The sequence below is a fragment of the Pseudomaricurvus alkylphenolicus genome, assembly GCF_011683955.1.
Lineage (GTDB): Bacteria > Pseudomonadota > Gammaproteobacteria > Pseudomonadales > Cellvibrionaceae > Pseudomaricurvus > Pseudomaricurvus alkylphenolicus.
Window position 1 is genome coordinate 180,058 of the sequence record NZ_JAAQPI010000009.1, and the last position, 17,360, is coordinate 197,417.

Annotated in this window: 12 protein-coding genes; 10 read left to right on the forward strand and 2 right to left on the reverse strand. The window is 51.8% G+C overall.

Features of this window, described 5'->3' with window-relative positions; translation table 11 throughout:
• The first annotated feature begins 11 nt into the window (after positions 1-11).
• The 3 genes from HBA55_RS21820 to qhpR all read left to right on the forward strand — a co-directional run bounded on the left by HBA55_RS21820 (position 12) and on the right by qhpR (position 4,252).
• Positions 12-1,445, forward strand: coding sequence for an aldehyde dehydrogenase family protein (locus HBA55_RS21820; RefSeq protein ID WP_166995829.1), 1,434 nt, complete (start codon positions 12-14; stop codon positions 1,443-1,445).
• Between the two features lie 47 nt (positions 1,446-1,492).
• Complete coding sequence (locus HBA55_RS21825; protein ID WP_206019917.1) at positions 1,493-3,109, forward strand: long-chain fatty acid--CoA ligase; 1,617 nt, start codon at positions 1,493-1,495, stop codon at positions 3,107-3,109.
• A 120-nt stretch (positions 3,110-3,229) separates the two neighbouring features.
• On the forward strand, positions 3,230-4,252 hold the full coding sequence (qhpR, locus tag HBA55_RS21830; RefSeq protein ID WP_277345674.1) for an AraC-like transcriptional regulator QhpR: 1,023 nt from the start codon (positions 3,230-3,232) through the stop codon (positions 4,250-4,252).
• Between the two features lie 180 nt (positions 4,253-4,432).
• On the opposite strand, the gene HBA55_RS21835 is transcribed toward qhpR, so the two are convergent.
• Positions 4,433-5,479 (reverse strand): VOC family protein, encoded by a 1,047-nt coding sequence (locus HBA55_RS21835; RefSeq protein ID WP_166995835.1) that lies wholly within the window; start codon positions 5,477-5,479, stop codon positions 4,433-4,435.
• A 609-nt stretch (positions 5,480-6,088) separates the two neighbouring features.
• Here HBA55_RS21835 and HBA55_RS21840 point away from each other — a divergent pair.
• From HBA55_RS21840 to HBA55_RS21865, 6 genes are all read left to right on the forward strand, one after another.
• Positions 6,089-7,132, forward strand: coding sequence for a YCF48-related protein (locus tag HBA55_RS21840; protein ID WP_166995837.1), 1,044 nt, complete (start codon positions 6,089-6,091; stop codon positions 7,130-7,132).
• Positions 7,129-9,531, forward strand: a complete 2,403-nt coding sequence (locus tag HBA55_RS21845; RefSeq protein ID WP_166995838.1) for an efflux RND transporter permease subunit — start codon at positions 7,129-7,131, stop codon at positions 9,529-9,531. Before HBA55_RS21840 ends, HBA55_RS21845 begins: the two co-directional genes overlap by 4 nt.
• Positions 9,532-9,791: 260 nt before the next feature.
• On the forward strand, positions 9,792-11,774 hold the full coding sequence (locus tag HBA55_RS21850) for a DUF1302 family protein (protein WP_206019918.1): 1,983 nt from the start codon (positions 9,792-9,794) through the stop codon (positions 11,772-11,774).
• Between the two features lie 18 nt (positions 11,775-11,792).
• Positions 11,793-13,127 (forward strand): DUF1329 domain-containing protein, encoded by a 1,335-nt coding sequence (locus HBA55_RS21855; protein ID WP_166995840.1) that lies wholly within the window; start codon positions 11,793-11,795, stop codon positions 13,125-13,127.
• Positions 13,128-13,189: 62 nt separating this feature from the next.
• Positions 13,190-13,789 (forward strand): 2-hydroxychromene-2-carboxylate isomerase, encoded by a 600-nt coding sequence (locus HBA55_RS21860; protein ID WP_166995842.1) that lies wholly within the window; start codon positions 13,190-13,192, stop codon positions 13,787-13,789.
• Positions 13,790-13,806: 17 nt separating this feature from the next.
• Entirely contained in the window at positions 13,807-14,490 is a 684-nt protein-coding gene (locus tag HBA55_RS21865; RefSeq protein WP_166995844.1) for a glutathione S-transferase family protein, read from the forward strand.
• Here HBA55_RS21865 and HBA55_RS21870 read toward each other — a convergent pair.
• Entirely contained in the window at positions 14,480-15,139 is a 660-nt protein-coding gene (locus HBA55_RS21870; RefSeq protein ID WP_166995846.1) for a TetR/AcrR family transcriptional regulator, read from the reverse strand. The genes HBA55_RS21865 and HBA55_RS21870 overlap by 11 nt on opposite strands.
• A gap of 326 nt (positions 15,140-15,465) precedes the next feature.
• On the opposite strand from HBA55_RS21870, the gene HBA55_RS21875 reads away from it, so the two are divergent.
• A complete protein-coding gene (locus tag HBA55_RS21875) occupies positions 15,466-17,349 on the forward strand; it encodes a 2-oxoacid:acceptor oxidoreductase subunit alpha (protein ID WP_206019919.1) in 1,884 nt (627 codons plus the stop codon).
• Positions 17,350-17,360: the final 11 nt, after the last annotated feature.

The window sequence follows — 17,360 nt, forward strand, 5'->3', positions numbered from 1 at the left end:
TGGAGTCAGTTATGAAAGAAAATACCGTCGCCGAATTAGAAACACTCTTTGAAAAACAAAGGAAAGCGTTTAGTGAAAACAATAACCCATCCTATGAAGAACGGATGGGATGGCTGAAGTCTCTAGAGCAGATGATGATGGATTTACGCCATCCAATTAGAGAAGCCATCAGCAAGGACTTTGATTGCCACTCTCCACTGATTACAGACATGTTTGAAACCGGCGGTGTTCTGGGTCGTTGTCGTAATGCACAAGCAAGTCTGAAAGAGTGGATGGCTCCGGTTGATCGTCCGTTATCTGATATAGTTCACGGATCCTCTAATTGCCAAGTAATTCAACAGCCCAAGGGCGTAATGGGGAATATATCTCCCTGGAATTTCCCCATCGAATGTTCACTGGTCATGGTTTGTGACATGTTGGCGGCGGGAAATCGAGTTATTGTCAAAGCCTCTGAGCTGGCACCGGCGACCGCTAAAGTCCTGCAAGACCATGTTGGCAAGTACTTTCCCGAGGAAGTGCTTGCCATTGTAGTCGGGGGTATCTCCTTCTCTCAGCACTTCGCGTCCATGCGTTGGGATCACCTGACGTACACGGGGAACACCGAAGTCGGGCGCCTGATTATGAAAGCCGCCGCAGAGAATCTAACGCCCGTCACACTGGAGCTGGGCGGCAAGAATCCGACCATATTTCTCGACGATGGCGTCGACAAACAGAAAATCAGGGAATACTTGAGTTTCAAATTTTGCAAGAGTGGACAGATTTGCACTTCCCCGGATTATGCGATGGTTCCGGAGAATCTCTTGGAGGAATGGCTGGAGCTGGCTCAGGAAGTCTGGCAGGAGGCCTATCCCAATTACTCCGACCATCCCGACGTCACCGGAATCATCAATGAGCGGCATTTCGGAAGGCTGCTGAATGCCGTAGAAGAAGCAAAGGATGATGGCTGTCGAGTTATCGCCCTGAGCAACGCCGAACCCGTACCCAGCCGTAGACAGCTTCCTATGTATCTAGTAGTCAGCCCCAGAGACGAACTTATGGTCATGAGGGAAGAAACCTTTGGCCCCATTACTCCGGTTCTCACCTACAAAACACTGGACGAAGCCTACGAATACATCAACAATCGCGAGAGGCCGTTGGCTTCCTACCTGGTGACTCAAGCGCGAGACCCAGAGGTAGTGGAAGCATTCAAAAAGGCAATCGTTTCTGGTGGTGCAGGTATCAACGTGTTCGGTTTCCAAGCTGCAGAGCCGACCGCTCCCTTTGGCGGCATTGGCGCGAGTGGCATCGGTGCTCATGGTGGCCCGCAAGGGTTCGCGAATTATTCACATTCCAAAACCGTATACAACTGTACGGACGATAATCCGCTCAAAATGTCTATCTGTGTCCCTTATGGTGAAATAACCCAGGCATTTGCTGAAGGCGTCTTCGCGCAGCCAGAACAATAAATCATCCCCAAAACGAAAACTAGAGGTAAACTGAAGTGCATGGCGAAATGATGGAAGAGCAGCTGTTGATTTCGGATATTCTCGAGCACGCTGCGGCTGTCCACGGGCAAGCCGAGATTGTAAGTCGATATTCGCATAGAGATATTCATCGTTATGGTTATGCGGATGCCTTGGAGCGTACGAAGAAGCTGGCCAATGCACTGAGTCGACTTGGTGTCATCGAAGGTCAATGTGTAGGTACCTTGGCGTGGAACGACCATCGTCATTTCGAGCTCTATTATGCCATTTCGGGTATAGGGGCCATCACCCATACTATCAATCCCAGGCAGTCCTCAGAGCAAATAAGTTATATCATCAATCATGCCTCAGATACGTTTATTTTTCTGGACCCTGACTTTATTCCCCTGTTAGAGAGCATTGAGCACCAGATAAAAGGGGTGATCGGATTCGTCGTGCTCGCAAATCGTTTTGAAATGCCTCCAACGAAGCTTCCTAACGTTTGGTGTTACGAGGAACTCCTGCAGGGTGAGTCAGAGACCTATCATTGGCCCAGATTTCCAGATTCTACAGCCGCCAGCCTCTGCTATACCTCGGGAACAACGGGTGATCCCAAAGGAGTGTTGTATTCTCACCGCTCAACGTTGTCCCACGCCCGAGCGGTAGCCGGAGGAGAGGGGTGGATGCTGGATAGCTCTTCCTCTGTATTGCCCGTCGTCCCGATGTTTCACGCCTGCGCCTGGGGCATCCCCTATTCTGCGGCCATGTTGGGATCAAAGCTGGTGTTGCCGGGCGGCGCTCTTGATGGCAAATCGCTGTTTGAGCTTATTGACAGCGAAGCTGTAAATTCCATGTGCGGGGTACCTACGGTGTGGCAAGGGTTACTGCGCCATCTGGACTCTATTGGTCGCAAGCTCACCAATGTTGAGAAGGTGGTTGTGGGCGGATCTGCGGCACCACTGTCTATGATTCAGGAGTTTGATGAAAAGCATGATGTTTTTGTTATGCACGGCTGGGGGATGACCGAGTTGAGTCCCGTGGGCGCGGTCAACTGCTTGACTCCGGAAATGAAACTCATGCCTAGAAATGAACGTCATCAACTGCAAATGAAACAGGGTAAGCCGTTATTCGGTATAAAGATGAAAATCGTTGACGACAATGGCATGGAACAGCCACACGACGGAAGGAGCTTTGGTCGATTGATGGTTAAGGGACCGTGGGTAGCAAAATCCTATTTCAAATGCACGGATCACTCTGCATTCAGCTGCGACGGATGGTTTGATACCGGTGATATATCCACAATAGACTCCAGTGGTTATATGCAGATCGTAGATAGAGCAAAAGACGTCATTAAGTCTGGAGGAGAATGGATCAGTTCCATCGAGATAGAAAATGCTGCACTTGGGTGCGACGGCGTAACTGAGGCTTGTGTGATAGCTGCTACGCACGACAAGTGGGGAGAGCGCCCACTGCTGCTAATTACTGTCAACAAGCTGAGATCAGAAAAAACTGTCCAACAACATCTGGCTAATGTACTTCCCAAAATCTGGCTTCCCGATGCGATCATCATCGTTGAGACTTTACCTCACAATGCTACAGGCAAGCTATTGAAGCAGGAGCTGCGGAAAACCTACCAAAACTATCTGATCTCAGATGAAATAGCGTGAGCGCTGCAAAAAGAGTGCCATCTTTCCGATTGGGCAATCCAGTTCCTATGTTGTGATAGGGCGGATGACTATCAGATAGCCTTCAGCTATTATTTATTGTTATTGGCTGAATATTACACTATGACTGTCAAACGAGTAGCTCAACAATCGGCGCCATCTTTTTCCGCTGAGAATCTGTATCAAAGGTTTTGCCACATCTTTACTTCCTCCATCCTGGAAGAAGCTGGAATCAGGCAGACCGTGTTGACAGATCCGGATACAGAGGTGGCGCTTGGCGACCATTGCAGGCTATTGGAGTTAGCGGCAATTCGGTCCGCCGATGATTGTCTCGGTTTGCACATCGGAAGTGAAATTAAACCGGGTGATATGGGGCCGCTTGGGTACACGATTCTCAATTCCCCTACGGTTAGAAAAGCGCTCGAGAACTTCTCAAGATATCTACATGTATACGCACGCGGATGCGACATGACCCTGGAAGAGGAGAAGGAGCTGGCCTACTTTAAATTCAGTTATACCATTGTAGAGCCGAGCGTACTTGGGCGCAGACAGGAAGCTGAGTGTACCCTGGCAATGGTAAAGCACGTTATTGAAGTGGCAACCGACAGGTCGTGGCGCCTGGAGGAGGTTCACTTTGAACATCCGAAACCAGAAAGTGTACTTGAGCACAAGCGAATTTTCGCCGCTCCCGTGAGCTTCGGTCGAGAGATAAACTGCCTTGTTTTCGCCAAGGCGCAGCTCGATCAGGAAATTGTACAAGCGGAGTCCAGGTTATATCAGGTTCTGGAAGCTCATCTCAGTGATGTGTTGAATAATCAGGTTGAAGAGGATGACATTGTAGCAACAGTTGGTAACATCATTGCCAAATCACTCAGCAACGGAATACCCAGTATAGATGATGTAGCAAAAGAACTGTGTATGACAAAACGCACCCTGCAACGTCGTCTGTCTGATCGAGACAAGCTCTATAACGAATATGCGGATGAAATTCGCCAGCAAATGGCTCGCCAGTATGTAGAGAATACCAAGCTGCCACTTACCGAAGTGGCATTTCTCCTCGGTTACGCCCATGTGAGTGCTTTCTCCAGGGCTTTCCGGCGATGGGCAGGTCTCACTCCTAACGAGTGTAGAGCCCAAAATATATGACGTAACCAGTTTGTTTTGAATGCCAGCTTCAAAGTGGAAGTTAAAGCAGCAAAGATGGTATTATTGAATTTGAAAAGTCGAAATCGCATTAAATCTCAGTTCAGTCGGTTTCCAACGGCCATACCAATAAAAGATGGCAGCGCCGCCAGAAACCCGTCAGCGAAATGCTAATTTCTTATACTAGCTCCATGAAGGCGGGTAGCTTCTAGGAGGAAGGCAGCTGGTTTCTTTAGGGCCTGGCTGAATAATCTCAATCGTCATGCCGCAGCTGACGTCCTTGGGGAAATAGGCCATCTTTTCACCGTGAGGCTCCAATATGCAGTTCTTGTCATCCAGTGGTGAACCATCGATATTTACCATCTGGATACCTTTCGCCTCCATTTTTTTATTATATGCATCTAGGTCTTTGACACACACGCAAATTTCACCCAGATATCCATCGCCTTTTTCGTTCAGAGTCTCCATCAGAGCACCAGGACCAACAGGCTGAACCAGCTCAAGCCAGACGCCTCCGCAATCGATAAAGCATGCTTTGAATGCACCGATTTTTTCATTAGCCTGATTGTTCGAATTATCGATTTCTTTTGCGTAACGCTTTAAACCCAACACATCGGTATAGAAGCTGGCTGTAGCTTCAAGATCTTTCACCCATACGGCAATGTGATCAATCCATATTTCTTCGGAGTCCGACTCGTTTTCCCATAGTGAATCACGGATATTGATCAGACCGCCCTGGTCATTCGGAATTACTTCAAATATCTCAACGCTTGAACCACGTGTCGCCTCGATAGGCCAGTAGGCAATGCGCTGTCCCGTGTGTTCTATATCGTCTCCAAGCCCGACGCCTTCTTTGATCAAGCCTCCATCATCACCCAACGGGGAGCCATCCATATTCAACATCTGAATTCCCCGCTCCTTCATTTCCCGTAGTACTCCGTCGTAATCCTGAGGCTGAAAATTAATCTCAACCAGAGTACCCGCGCCAACCTGATTCAAAATATCCATGCCCGGCCCGGGAGTGGTTGGCTTTATCAATTCCAGCCAGACTCCATTACCGTCAAAAAACAGCCCAGCCATGCCTCCGGTTGTGGGATCGTCGTCGCTGCAACCAATGTCCATGCTGTGTTGTCTAAAACCAACGATATCCCTTAGGAATCTCGCTGTACCATCGAGGTCTTCTACCCAGACTACCATGTGGTCCATGTGCATATTCATGTTGTTAATCATAGTAATATTCTCCGATTTTTAACTGAGCGTTCGTGGTGTAGTTCGAAAATATTTGTCCTTGCATATCTAGGCATTCCGAGATTTAAATCAGGCCTTTGGTCAGCATTGGGGCCGTGGGATTTGATAATGAATTAGTTTGAAAGTATAGCGTTTGAAAATCTGCATTCTTTCCACCGGGTGCCAAATGTTTTTCACTGGATGCCATTGCGTGTGTTTATTCCCATCGATCACCCTATTGCCAAGGGCAGTGGAGTCTCAAAACGAGGCGGGTGAAGTCCTGGCAGCATGTAACGCCAGCATGAGATGTTTATTGGAACAGGAAGCCTACGAGACCACTGACGAACTCCCCCAGCGCCTCTATCAAACACTAGCCCGAGAATTGGGGTAGCCTTCTTCGGTACGGTTTGTTCCATTCTTGCTAGATGATGAAATCATCACCCTCTCTCATCACCTGATAATCCCGCACTGCCAACAGCCTTGATCAATTGATAAAGCACCACTGAAAAAGACTTATAAATCAATAGCTTAAAAATTGGCCCGGTTACTGCATTACCTCTTCCACGAGGCAGTTAAAACTGCACGACGCATTGATAGTCGGAGGGGAGAACCATGAAACTTAACCATTTGGCACAACGCAAACTGGTGCCTTTGTTACTGACGCTGGGCGTCCTGGGGGGCTGCGAAGCTCCTCTGGATTTGTCCGGCATTGAGCAACAACAAAATCAGGCCACACGCCGTTTTGATCAGTTCAAGTCTGCAGCTCATACCGATGATCGTATTGTGGTTGTTGGAGATCACGGCGTGGTGCTGACCTCCCGCGACCAGGGTGAGAGCTGGAGTCGCTTGGAACTCAGCGGTTATCCCGCTTTAGTGGACGTGACCGCCTGCCCGGACGGAAGCGTGGTGGCTCTGGACCGCTCGCGCAAGGTTTGGGTTTCCGACACCAATGACTCAGGTAATGAGTACTGGGCCTCCCGCGGCATTACCACCGAAGAGGAGCCGTTGGCCATTGACTGCGACCCCGAGGGCCATCTCTGGGTAACTGCCAGTTTCAGTACCATTCTCCACAGTAATGACAAGGGGTTGGGCTGGGCGTCGCAGTCACTGGATGAAGATATGCAGCTGGGCACCATCCAGTTTCTGGACCGTGACAGCGCGGTTATTACCGGGGAATTCGGTGCACTGCTGAAAAGTATCGATGGCGGACGCACCTGGCAGCGGCACGCGGATTTGCCCGATGAGTTCTTTCCGCTTGCGGCTCACTTTGCGGATACCGACACCGGCTGGGTATCCGGCTTGGGTGGCACGGTGTTACACACCCGAGACGGGGGACAAAGCTGGGAAAAACAATCCACTGCCAGCGTTTCTCCCCTGTATGGATTGATCAGCAATGGCCCCGAACTCTATGCCGCCGGTGATAGCGGTACGCTTTTGCAATACGACGGAGCCAGTTGGAATCCCGTTGCCCACAATACCGGCGTTCGTTCCTATTTTATTGCCATGGCAGCCTTAAACAGGGATCAGTTACTGGTGGCCGGCGGTGCAGGCCTGGTGAGCGTGATTGATGTCACTCAGGACACTACCAAGCCCCATGCCAATCACAACGTGTTGGCAGAGAAATTGAACGAACGCACTGAGGGAGCCACCCTATGAAACGCCTGCATCAATTTACTCACTTTCTGCGTAATCTGGATAATTACGTTTTTCACTATCCAAAACTGTTTCTGGGGTTGATAGCACTGGCCACCGTTTTTTTTGCCATGCAGGTCCCCAAGGTGCAAATGTATTCGGATTTCGCCGATCTGCTGCCGCAGGAACACCCGTATATCAAACTGCATAACTCCATTCGTGATACCTTTGGCGGGGCCAATAATGTGGTCATGGCCGTTGAAGTGGAAGAGGGGGATATTTTTACCTCCGAGACGCTGGCCCGCATTCATCGTGTTACCCAGTCAGTGGATAATCTTACTGGCGTTAACCACAACCTTTTATCCAGTCTGACTCACCGTACTTCTCGCAAGGTGTGGCTGACCGAAACCGGTGACGTAAACTCCGAACCTTACTATGATCCGACACAGCTTGAACTGACGCCGGCTCAGCTGGCCGGACTGCGCAACGATGTGATGGCCAACCCCCGGGTGTATGGCCTGTTGGTATCCCCCGATTTAAAGGCCGCATTGATCAAGGCGCAGTTTAACGAAGGGCAGTTGGACTACGAGAAGATCTTTACCGGCATTCAGGAGATTCGTGCGGCGGAATCGGTACCGGGAACCAAAGTTTACGCCACAGGCCAACCCATGCTCTGGGGATGGGTGTACAGCTATCTCGATCAGATCTTTCTGATTTTCAGTACTACCGCGGCCATTATGCTGGCACTGCTGGTAGTTTATTTTCGTCGCGCTTATGGCATTATCCTGCCGCTGTTTGGCATTACGATTTCCTGTATTTGGGGCGTGGGCATTGTTTCCCTGCTCGGCTATAACCTCGACCCCCTGACTCTGGTGATTCCTTTCCTGATTGCCGCACGGGCCATGTCTCACGGTATTCAGCTGGTTCAACGGTATTACGATGAGTTCGATCTAGTGGGTGACGGGCGCGAAGCCGCTCAGCGAACCTTTGATTCGCTGTTTCGCCCGGGCACGCTGGGCATTGTCTCCGATGCAATAGGACTGTTATTGATAGCACTGGGATCGGTACCCATTAACGTTAAGCTGGGTATCTACGCTTCGCTGTGGGCTGTCTGTGTGGTACTGACCGTTCTTGTCACTGTGCCTTTGCTGTTGTCTCTGCTGCCGGCTCCCAAGGTTGCCGAGAACCGGGCTCGACAAACCCGCGGTTGGATTCATTCGGTGGCACGTATTGTGTCAAGCCGGCGAGGCGGCTTAACCGTACTGGCGTTAGCCTTTGTGACTCTATTGGCAGGCGGTGCACTCAGTTCGCGGGTACAGATTGGCGAGTCTGAACCCGGTTCTCCGATATTGTATCTGGACCATGACTACAATGTTTCCTCCAAGGTAATCAACGAACGCTTCCCCGGCTCTGAGGAGCTCTATATCGTCGCTCGCACGGAAAACGTTGGCGGCATGAAACGCCCCGAGGTGTTACGAGCTATTGCGGCTTTTCAACGCCATATGATGATGGACCCCGAGCTGGGTGGTACCAAGGCGTTGCCCGGTTTGGTGAAACAGGTTAACCGTATCTTTCACAGTGATGACCCCCGCTGGGCGGTCATTCCCGACACGGATTCCTACGTCGGTGGTCTGATGTTTGCCTATATGGCCTCCAGTCCGATACCCGGCGCGCTAAAGGAATTTGTCGATACTGACGACCAGGTGGCCAACATCGTCTTTTTCTATAAAGATCACCAGGCCAAAACCATTCGCCGAGCCATACACCAGGCCAAAGCCTGGATTGAAGATCCCGCCAATCATGTCGATGGACTCACCATCGAATTGGCGGGTGGCCTGGTCGGGGTAACGGCGGCCATGAATGAGTCCGCATTCGAAAGTAATATGACCATCATTCCCCTGGTGCTGGCGTTTATCTTTTTCGTAGTCACCTGGTTCTACTGGTCGTTTCACGCCGGTTGGTTAATGTTACTGGCCATGGCCTTCTGTACTACCTCCACCTACGCCTATATGGGGCTGGCCAATATTGGTATCAACGTTAATACCGTGCCGATTATCGCCGTGGGTATTGGTGTGGGAATCGACTACTCCATTTACATGATGGACCGCATCCGCGAGGAGGTGGCTCGTTCTGACGGCGACATGAGTCAGGCGCTGATTCGAGCGCTGTCGAGCACCGGCAAGGCGATCGCCTTTACGGCCACCTGTCTTATCGGCGGTGTGATTATGTGGGTCTTCCTTTCCGACCTGCGCTTCCAGGCGGACGCGGCGTTGTTGCTGGTGGTGATGTTGGTGTTGAATGCACTGGCGGCGGTGTTCCTGGTGCCAGCCTGGATCGGTTTCTTTAAACCGGACTTTATTACCCGTGCGCGTTTTGATGAGGATGGTGTGCTGCAGACGGATCTGGAGGCTGCCACCGCTTGATGTTGTAACTTATTTTAGGGGGCTCGAAAGAGCTGTTTGACTGCAGTTGGTTTCTGCAATCTTTAATACCGGGGCTTGCCCCGGTTTTTTTATGTACTTTTCATCTCATTGTTGATCAAAAGACTCATCTGAGTTGATCATTTCGTAGATTATCTTTATCTCAATCCAAATAACTCATAAAAATCAATGGCTTACAAGTTGGCATGAGTGATGCAACCCCTATCCCGCAGACAATAAGCAATAACATTGAGGAGAGGTTTATGCGAAGCACCCTGATCCCCCAACGCTGGCTGACGGCGGTTCACGCCTGTTCCGTCAGCTGTCTATTGGCCACCACAGCACCACTGACCCAGGCCTACACTTCCGAGGACGGTACCCTGGAGGTTAACGGCTTTATCGAAAACGGAACCTACCAGCGGGAAACAGTGGGTATCTCCAAATCCCGTTCTACCGCTCAACTGGAAATTTCCAAAGCCTTTGGCGATAAAGGCATCTTTAGCAATGTGTCGTTCAACGGTACCCTGCGGGCTACCTTTGATGCTGTCTACGATCTCAATGACGACGAATTTGGTGATAACGCCGGCGATGCGGTTCGTCTCGAAAACGCGTTGATTGGTATCGAAACACCGTTCGGTTCCTCGCCGGTGAGTACGGGCTTTCTGATTCCGGGGACACCCATTCCCACCGGTTTCGGTTTTGATACCAGCGCTAATCCCAATGAAGGACTCAAGCTGCTGGGGGGTGAATTGCGTGGCGCCAACGGTGGTGTCGGACTGGCGGTTCCCGTCAGGCCCTGCGATAAGGATTCAAGGGGCTGTATTGACGACTATCTGGACTTCGATAGTGATGAACTGCGGCATCCGGAGTTTAATGACCGTCTGGATTTTATCCGTGAGGCCTATGTAACCGCCGACGTAAATTTCGATAGCGGTCGCCAGCTCAGTTTGAGCGTTGGCAAACAGCAGGTGATCTGGGGCCGAACGGATTTGTTTCGCGTGCTGGACGTGATTAATCCGGTAGATTATTCCCGCCATAATATTTATGACGAGCTGGAGGATATCCGCATTCCCATGTGGATCGCCCATGCGGAGTATCGTCTCGGTTCAACAGAAATGTTTGATGACCTCAATTTTTCTCTGGTCTGGAACTTCGATAAATTCCGGCCCAATAATCTGGGGCAGGGCGGTTCACCCTATGCCATTCTCGGTGCCGGTGATTTTTTCCGGGGCATGGCCAACTGTTGGGAAAATGGCTGTAGTGTCGCCAACTTTGCGGCGCACGGTGGTTTGGCCACAGACTTCCCCGCACACACCATCGGTATACGCAAAGCAGAGATGCCCAGCTGGTCGCTCAGTAATACTCAGCTGGGGTTGAAGGTGGAAGGTGAGTACAAAGGCGTAGGCTTCTCACTTAATGCGCTGACCTATCGCAGCCATCTGCCCTCCCTGCGCGGTGGTGTGGAGGCTCGTAACCCCTTTATCGCTGACGGTGCATTGGACCCACTTGGCAGCGGTGAAATCGGTGGCGAGGAAAAGGTGCGAGATTATCTGATCGCCTTTGATATTCACTTCCCCCGTGTCAACCTGATCGGCGGTTCGCTGGATTTTTACGTCGATCCGCTCAAATCGGTGTTTCGTATCGAAACCGCCTATACCCAGGGCGAAGAGTTTGCCAATACCTTAAAACCCAAGCTCTACTCAGAATCGGATGTATTGCGTTACGTGATCGGTTGGGATCGTCCTACCTTTATTCCTTTCCTCAATAAAAAACGCGCCTTCCTGTTGTCCGCCCAGGTGTTTGGCCAGCATCTGTTGGATCATGATTTGGTCAAGGTCAATGGTATCGAAGCCGGTATACCGGATTGGGAAGTCAATCACACGGCAACCTTCCTGTTCAAAGGCTGGTACAAGAATGACCGTATTAGTCCCCAGGTGATTATTGCTCACGATATGCGTGCAGATGCCACCACCATTGCCCCCTCCGTTGAGTGGTTGATTGACGATAACTGGCAGTTGGTTGTCGGTGCCAATCTCAAATACGGCGGTGGCGATAAGCCCTTTGATGACTGTCGCGGCTGTAACCCCTTCCCGGGTTATACCGATAACCTGACCTTTCAGGATGCCGGCGCTTTGGGCCTGCGCGATCTGGCGGGAGTTGAGCCGCTGGGTCGCTTTCGTATGGGACCGCTGGGAATGGCCAGTGAAGAAGATGAATTCCAGATCACCCTGCGTTACCGCTACTGAGTTTTGGAGGAGAAAACGATGAAACTGTTAAATAAGAAAATCGCATCGGTGGCAATGCTCGCCACAGTTATGGCTGGTTCCAGCAGCTCGGCCCTGGCTACGGCGAACGCCACCATGGAAGACGTTGACGCGTCTTTTTATCCCTATCGTCAGTCCGTACCAACCTTTCCCGGATTGTCTGCAGGTGCTGTTATTAATCAGAGCAATGTCGATCTGTTTGCCGACGTGTTGGATCCCGCAGTATTCAATTTTGTGAAAGACGGTTGGACCGAAATCAAAGTAGGGGAGACCACGTCATTTGATCTGCATCCCAACTATGTAGCAGCGACCCGAGTCAATCTTAACGAGGTGTCGCTGGGCGACCAGCCGGGCGAAATCCATAACTTTATCGCCGGGCGCCCGTTCCCAACCGAACCGGACATCAACGATCCCCGTGCCGGTGAAAAGGTTGCCTGGAACTTTAAGTATGGTTATAACTGGGGTGACAACGCCGCCATCTCGCCCTTCTACTGGAAGTACCGGGACATGAACTCGGGCAAAGTCGAGCGTAATATCAAATTCGACTTTCACTTCCTGAACTTTATGCATCGGGTTAATCAAGAGCCGACTCCAGAGGTTCAACCCAACCCCTCGAAGCTGTTTCGGGCCATCTACGTAAAAGCCAACGAACCGTTTGATGTGAAGAATACCCAGCTGTTGATTCACCGCAAGCAGGACGACCTGCAGCGAGACTCTTCCTGGCTCTATCTGGGTTTCCAGCGTCGCGTTCGCAAGCTGGCGTCGGGCCAGGTGACGGATGCGTTCCTGGGTTCCGACATCATGATTGAGGACTTTGAAGGTTACAACGGTCGGATTTCTGACATGAACTGGGCCTTTAAGGGGAGCAAGAACCTATTGTTGCCGTTCTACAATCACAACGAAATGGAACTGGCCGATGATCTGAAGGAAAGGGACGGTTATCAGTTTGTCGACTTCGAAGGTAAAGGTGGCTGCTTCCCTAAGATTACCTGGCAACTGCGCAAGGTCTATGAGCTGGAAGCCACACCGGTGGATAAGAATCACCCCATCAGCAAGCGGACTCACTTTGTGGACGCCCAGACCTACACCATTCCGCGCACAATCTCCTATGACCGTAAGGGCGATATGTGGAAGACCTTTACCATCGGTCAGGCGCATCCGGATCATCACCTGGAAAAAAACAAGGGCTCCGGCGTCTCCATTGATGACAGCTTCTCCATGGTGGATATTCAAGCGTCACACTGCACAACGGGGCAGTTCAAAGGACAACTTGACCCGGAGATGAATCCGCGTACCAAGTTCTCGGTACAGAACCTTCGCGCCTCAGGTCGATAACCACGTAGGGTGGATTAGCGTAAGCGTAATCCACCTTTTTCTTCTTCGCCAGGAGAAACAATATGCCAACACCCGTTGACGTAAAACTTTTTTTTAACTTCCGCAGCCCATACTGCTATCTTGCCAGTAAAACTCTGTTTCAAATTTTCGACGACTATCACGCGAATCTGCTCTGGCGCCCGGTGGGAGGATGGGACCTGCGTTCTCCACCGGATCGCGCCAAAGTCAAGGTGCCTCTAACCCGGCAGGACGTTGCCCGCTTTGCCCGCCGCATGGGTATCCCGCTGAATCCACCGCCCCTGGAAACCGAACCGACGCTTGCCGGTGCAGGCTCGCTCTACGCTCAGCAGCAGGGTTTGCTGCGACCCTACCTGGTGGCGGTCATGGCGGCGGAGTGGTCTGAAGGTAAGAATATTGGTGAACGTGAACTCTTACTGCAGGTGGCAGAGTCCGTCGGATTGGATCGCGGCGAGTTCGCGGAAGCCATGGATAATCCGGACAATCTGCAACAACTGAAGACCCATGCCGAAGAAGCAATTCAATTGGGTGTGATTGGCGTGCCGACGTTTGTGATAGATGATCAGATCTTTTGGGGGCAGGATCGCATTGAGTTTGTGCTGGAACACCTTAACGAACTGCGTTTGAAACGAGACCGCTACTAACAAAACCAGGGCTTACTATGATTAAACTCTACGATAAACCGGAGTGTCCGTTTTGTTGGCGCGTGCGCCTGGCGCTGCACGCCGTTGGTGTCGAGTACCAACGACTTGATTACCTGCAAGAACCTCAAAGCTGGCGGCGACTGACACCGGGAAGTACGGTCCCGGTCATGGAGGATCGCGGCATGGTTCTGTTTGAATCCAGTGTGATGCTTGAATATCTGCAGGACCAGTTCGGATCGTTGCTTCCTGTGTCGCCCGAGGAACGGGCCCGGGCCCGTTCGTTGATGTCCTATGCTGACAATGTATTGGGCCGGGCCGGGCGCGACGTCATTTTTGAAAAGAGAGATCGTGATCCGGCGCTATGGGACCATGATCGGCTGCGACGGGCCGAGGAAGCCTGGATTCAGGCCATGCCCTGGCTTGACGAGCAACATCAGCGCGAGACCAGCTTTTTCGGCGGCGAATATTCCCTCGCGGATATGGTGTTAGCGACGCGCTTTGGCTTGGCGCAAGCCTATGGTTTGTTGATTCCTGAAGAGTATGGCTATTTGAAGCGTTGGTTCGGTCGGATCTCTTCCCTGCCGGGCTTTCTTGTTACCGCCCCGCAGGTTGTTCTGGAAGCTCTGGCTGATTCCGCCTCCCTATCCGGGGTTGTGGCAGGGGATGTACAACCCTCTGAAGCCATTACCGTTAATTCTTGAGTGAGTACATCGTCAAGAATACCTCCACCGTTTTGTCGGCGTGCCGATGTATCTGTGTTTGCGTCAGTTGTGACTTGGCGCCTACCATCATCGGCAGCATCAAATCCCACAGTAGTAATCCAAAAAATCGCACACCGGCAGCCTGAGCATCTTCATTGTCAACGGTTTTGTGATTGATATGTTTCTGCAAATAGCCACCGAGATCCCTCTGAGCCGAGAAGGGACCCAGCTGGTAGTATCCTTGTCCCAGCTCTGGAAATTGCCAGCTCTCCGCGACAATTGCTCTGACCACCGCGATGTGTTTTTTCGATAAAATCAAGGTCAAAGCACGACCTGCGTATCTTTGCAGAAGCGTCTGCAAATCCAGCTGCTGACGATCCAAATAAATCAGTTCCGAGGCCAGTTCCGCGCTGATATCTTCAGTTAATGCCTCCAATAACCCTTTCTTGCTGCCGAACATCTTGTAGATCGTTGACTTTGAACAGCTCGCCTGTTCAACCACCGCATCCAGGCTGGTGGCCGCATAGCCATAGCGGCCGAACTGATCGGCAGCCGCATCCAGTATCTGCCGTCGTTTGGCGGACTGATTAGTGGCGACCTTAAAAGACCGTGGAGTCTCTGTTTCATCAAGCTGTTTTTTCACTTGCATTGCTTTGGCTTCCAAATTCCCGGATTTACAACATCACAGTGCAATCCCCATACCAGCGCTGAGATCACTTTAACCGGGTTACTCATCGAATTGCTCAAATAGCTTCAGCTGCAAACTCAACCAAATCGTAAAAATGGTTGCTCAAATCAGAAATCAGCTCAGCTTATCAGCCGTGATGCCAGTTGAGGTTTTTATCCCAACCCCGGCTGCGCTGGGGCCCTAGCCGATTATCGGACTCTCTGGCACGGAAGCTGCTCTATAAAAATAAAAGAGTACTCGTCAGTACTCAAATTATAGCGGATCCAGCTACCCAGAGGAGAGAACTAGTGTTGCAAGAACCCAAAGACAAGCACAGTCCGAACACCCATCTCAGTCAGGCGATCATCCGATTCGCCGGCGACTCCGGCGACGGTATTCAGGCCACCGGCGCCATGTTTTCACATAACTCCGCCGCGCTGGGACATGACATCAGTACCTTGCCGGACTACCCCGCGGAAATCCGCGCACCAGCTGGAACCATTGCCGGTGTGAGTAGTTTTCAATTGAACTTCAGTTCGCGCCGAATCCACACGCCCGGTGACAGACCCGACGTTCTGGTCGCCATGAACCCGGCCGCGGTGAAAGCACATATCAGCAGCCTGCGTCCCGGCGGTACTCTGATTGTCAATGACGATGGTTTCGATGAGCAGGCGTTAAAACTGGCCGGCTATGACAAGGATCCTCGTGAAGACGGCACGCTGGACAGCTATCACGTCCACCGTGCTCCGGTTTCCACCATGACGGTGGAATCCGTAAAGGCTCTGCAATTGGCCCCGCAGCAGGCGGCACTTTGCAAGAATATGTACACATTGGGTTTGGTCTGCTGGTTGTTCGATAGGGATACCGATTTTATTGAAGCCCTGGTGGAGCAACGCTTTGCTCAAGAGTCGGAAGTATTGCGCGAAGCCAATTGCATGGCATTGCGGGCGGGTTATAACTTCGCGGAAACCACCGAGATGTTCAGCAGCCAGTGTCGGGTGGAAACCGCCGAACAATCGCCGGGACTCTATCGTCGACTATCCGGTAATACTGCCACGGCACTGGGGTTGGTGGCCGCTGCACAATTGGCACAACGTCAATTGATGTACTGCACCTATCCCATCACGCCCGCCAGCGATATTCTCCATGAACTGGCCAAGTTGCGGCATATGGGCGTGATCGCCGGGCAAACGGAAGATGAAATCGCAGCCATGGGCGCGGCAGTGGGCGCGGCTTACGGCGGATCGCTGGCGGTTACCGGCACCAGTGGCCCCGGGGTTGCGCTAAAGTCGGAGGCCATAGGCCTTGCGGTAATGACGGAACTGCCGGTCGTGATTATCAATGTACAGCGCGGTGGCCCCTCTACCGGATTACCGACGAAGACCGAGCAATCGGATCTACTGCAGGCAATGTACGGCCGTAATGGCGAGTGCCCGGTGGTGGTACTGGCGCCCGACAGCCCCGCAGACTGCTTTACCATGGCCATGGAAGCCTGTCGTCTGGCAATGAAATATATGACCCCCGTGTTTTTGCTTTCGGATGGTTATATTGCCAACGGCTCTGAACCCTGGCAGGTACCCAGAGTCGATCAATTGCCGCAATTCAGGACCAATGAACCTGTCTGTTCAGAGACGCAATCACAATTTCTGCCTTATTCCCGCAACCCTGAAACCCTGGCGCGTCCCTGGGTGGTTCCCGGAACCCCCGGTACAGAACATCGTATCGGCGGTCTGGAAAAACAGGACGGCACGGGACATGTGTCCCAGGACCCGCTCAATCACGAACAAATGGTTCAGTTGCGGGAGCAGAAGATTGCAGGTATCGCCGAGGATATTCCCGAACTCGACGTCTTTGGATCATCGGCGGGGCGATTACTGGTGTTGGGTTGGGGCGGTACCGGCGGTGCCATCCGCGCAGCCGTAGAAGAAGCCCAGGCAAAAGGGCTCGACGTTGCCTGTGCGCAGCTGCGCTACCTGAATCCGTTCCCCAAGAACCTGGCGGCCGTGTTAGACGCGTTCGATCAGGTTCTGATTCCGGAACTCAATCGCGGTCAACTGAGGCAACTGGTTCGCGCCCAATACCTGGTTGATGCACAGGGCTTAAACAAAGTTCAGGGTCAACCCTTCCATACCTCGGAAATCCTGGAAAAGATCGAGAATTTGTGTCAGCAGCCGTCGGAAGCTGTCGCCTGACAGCATTGAAG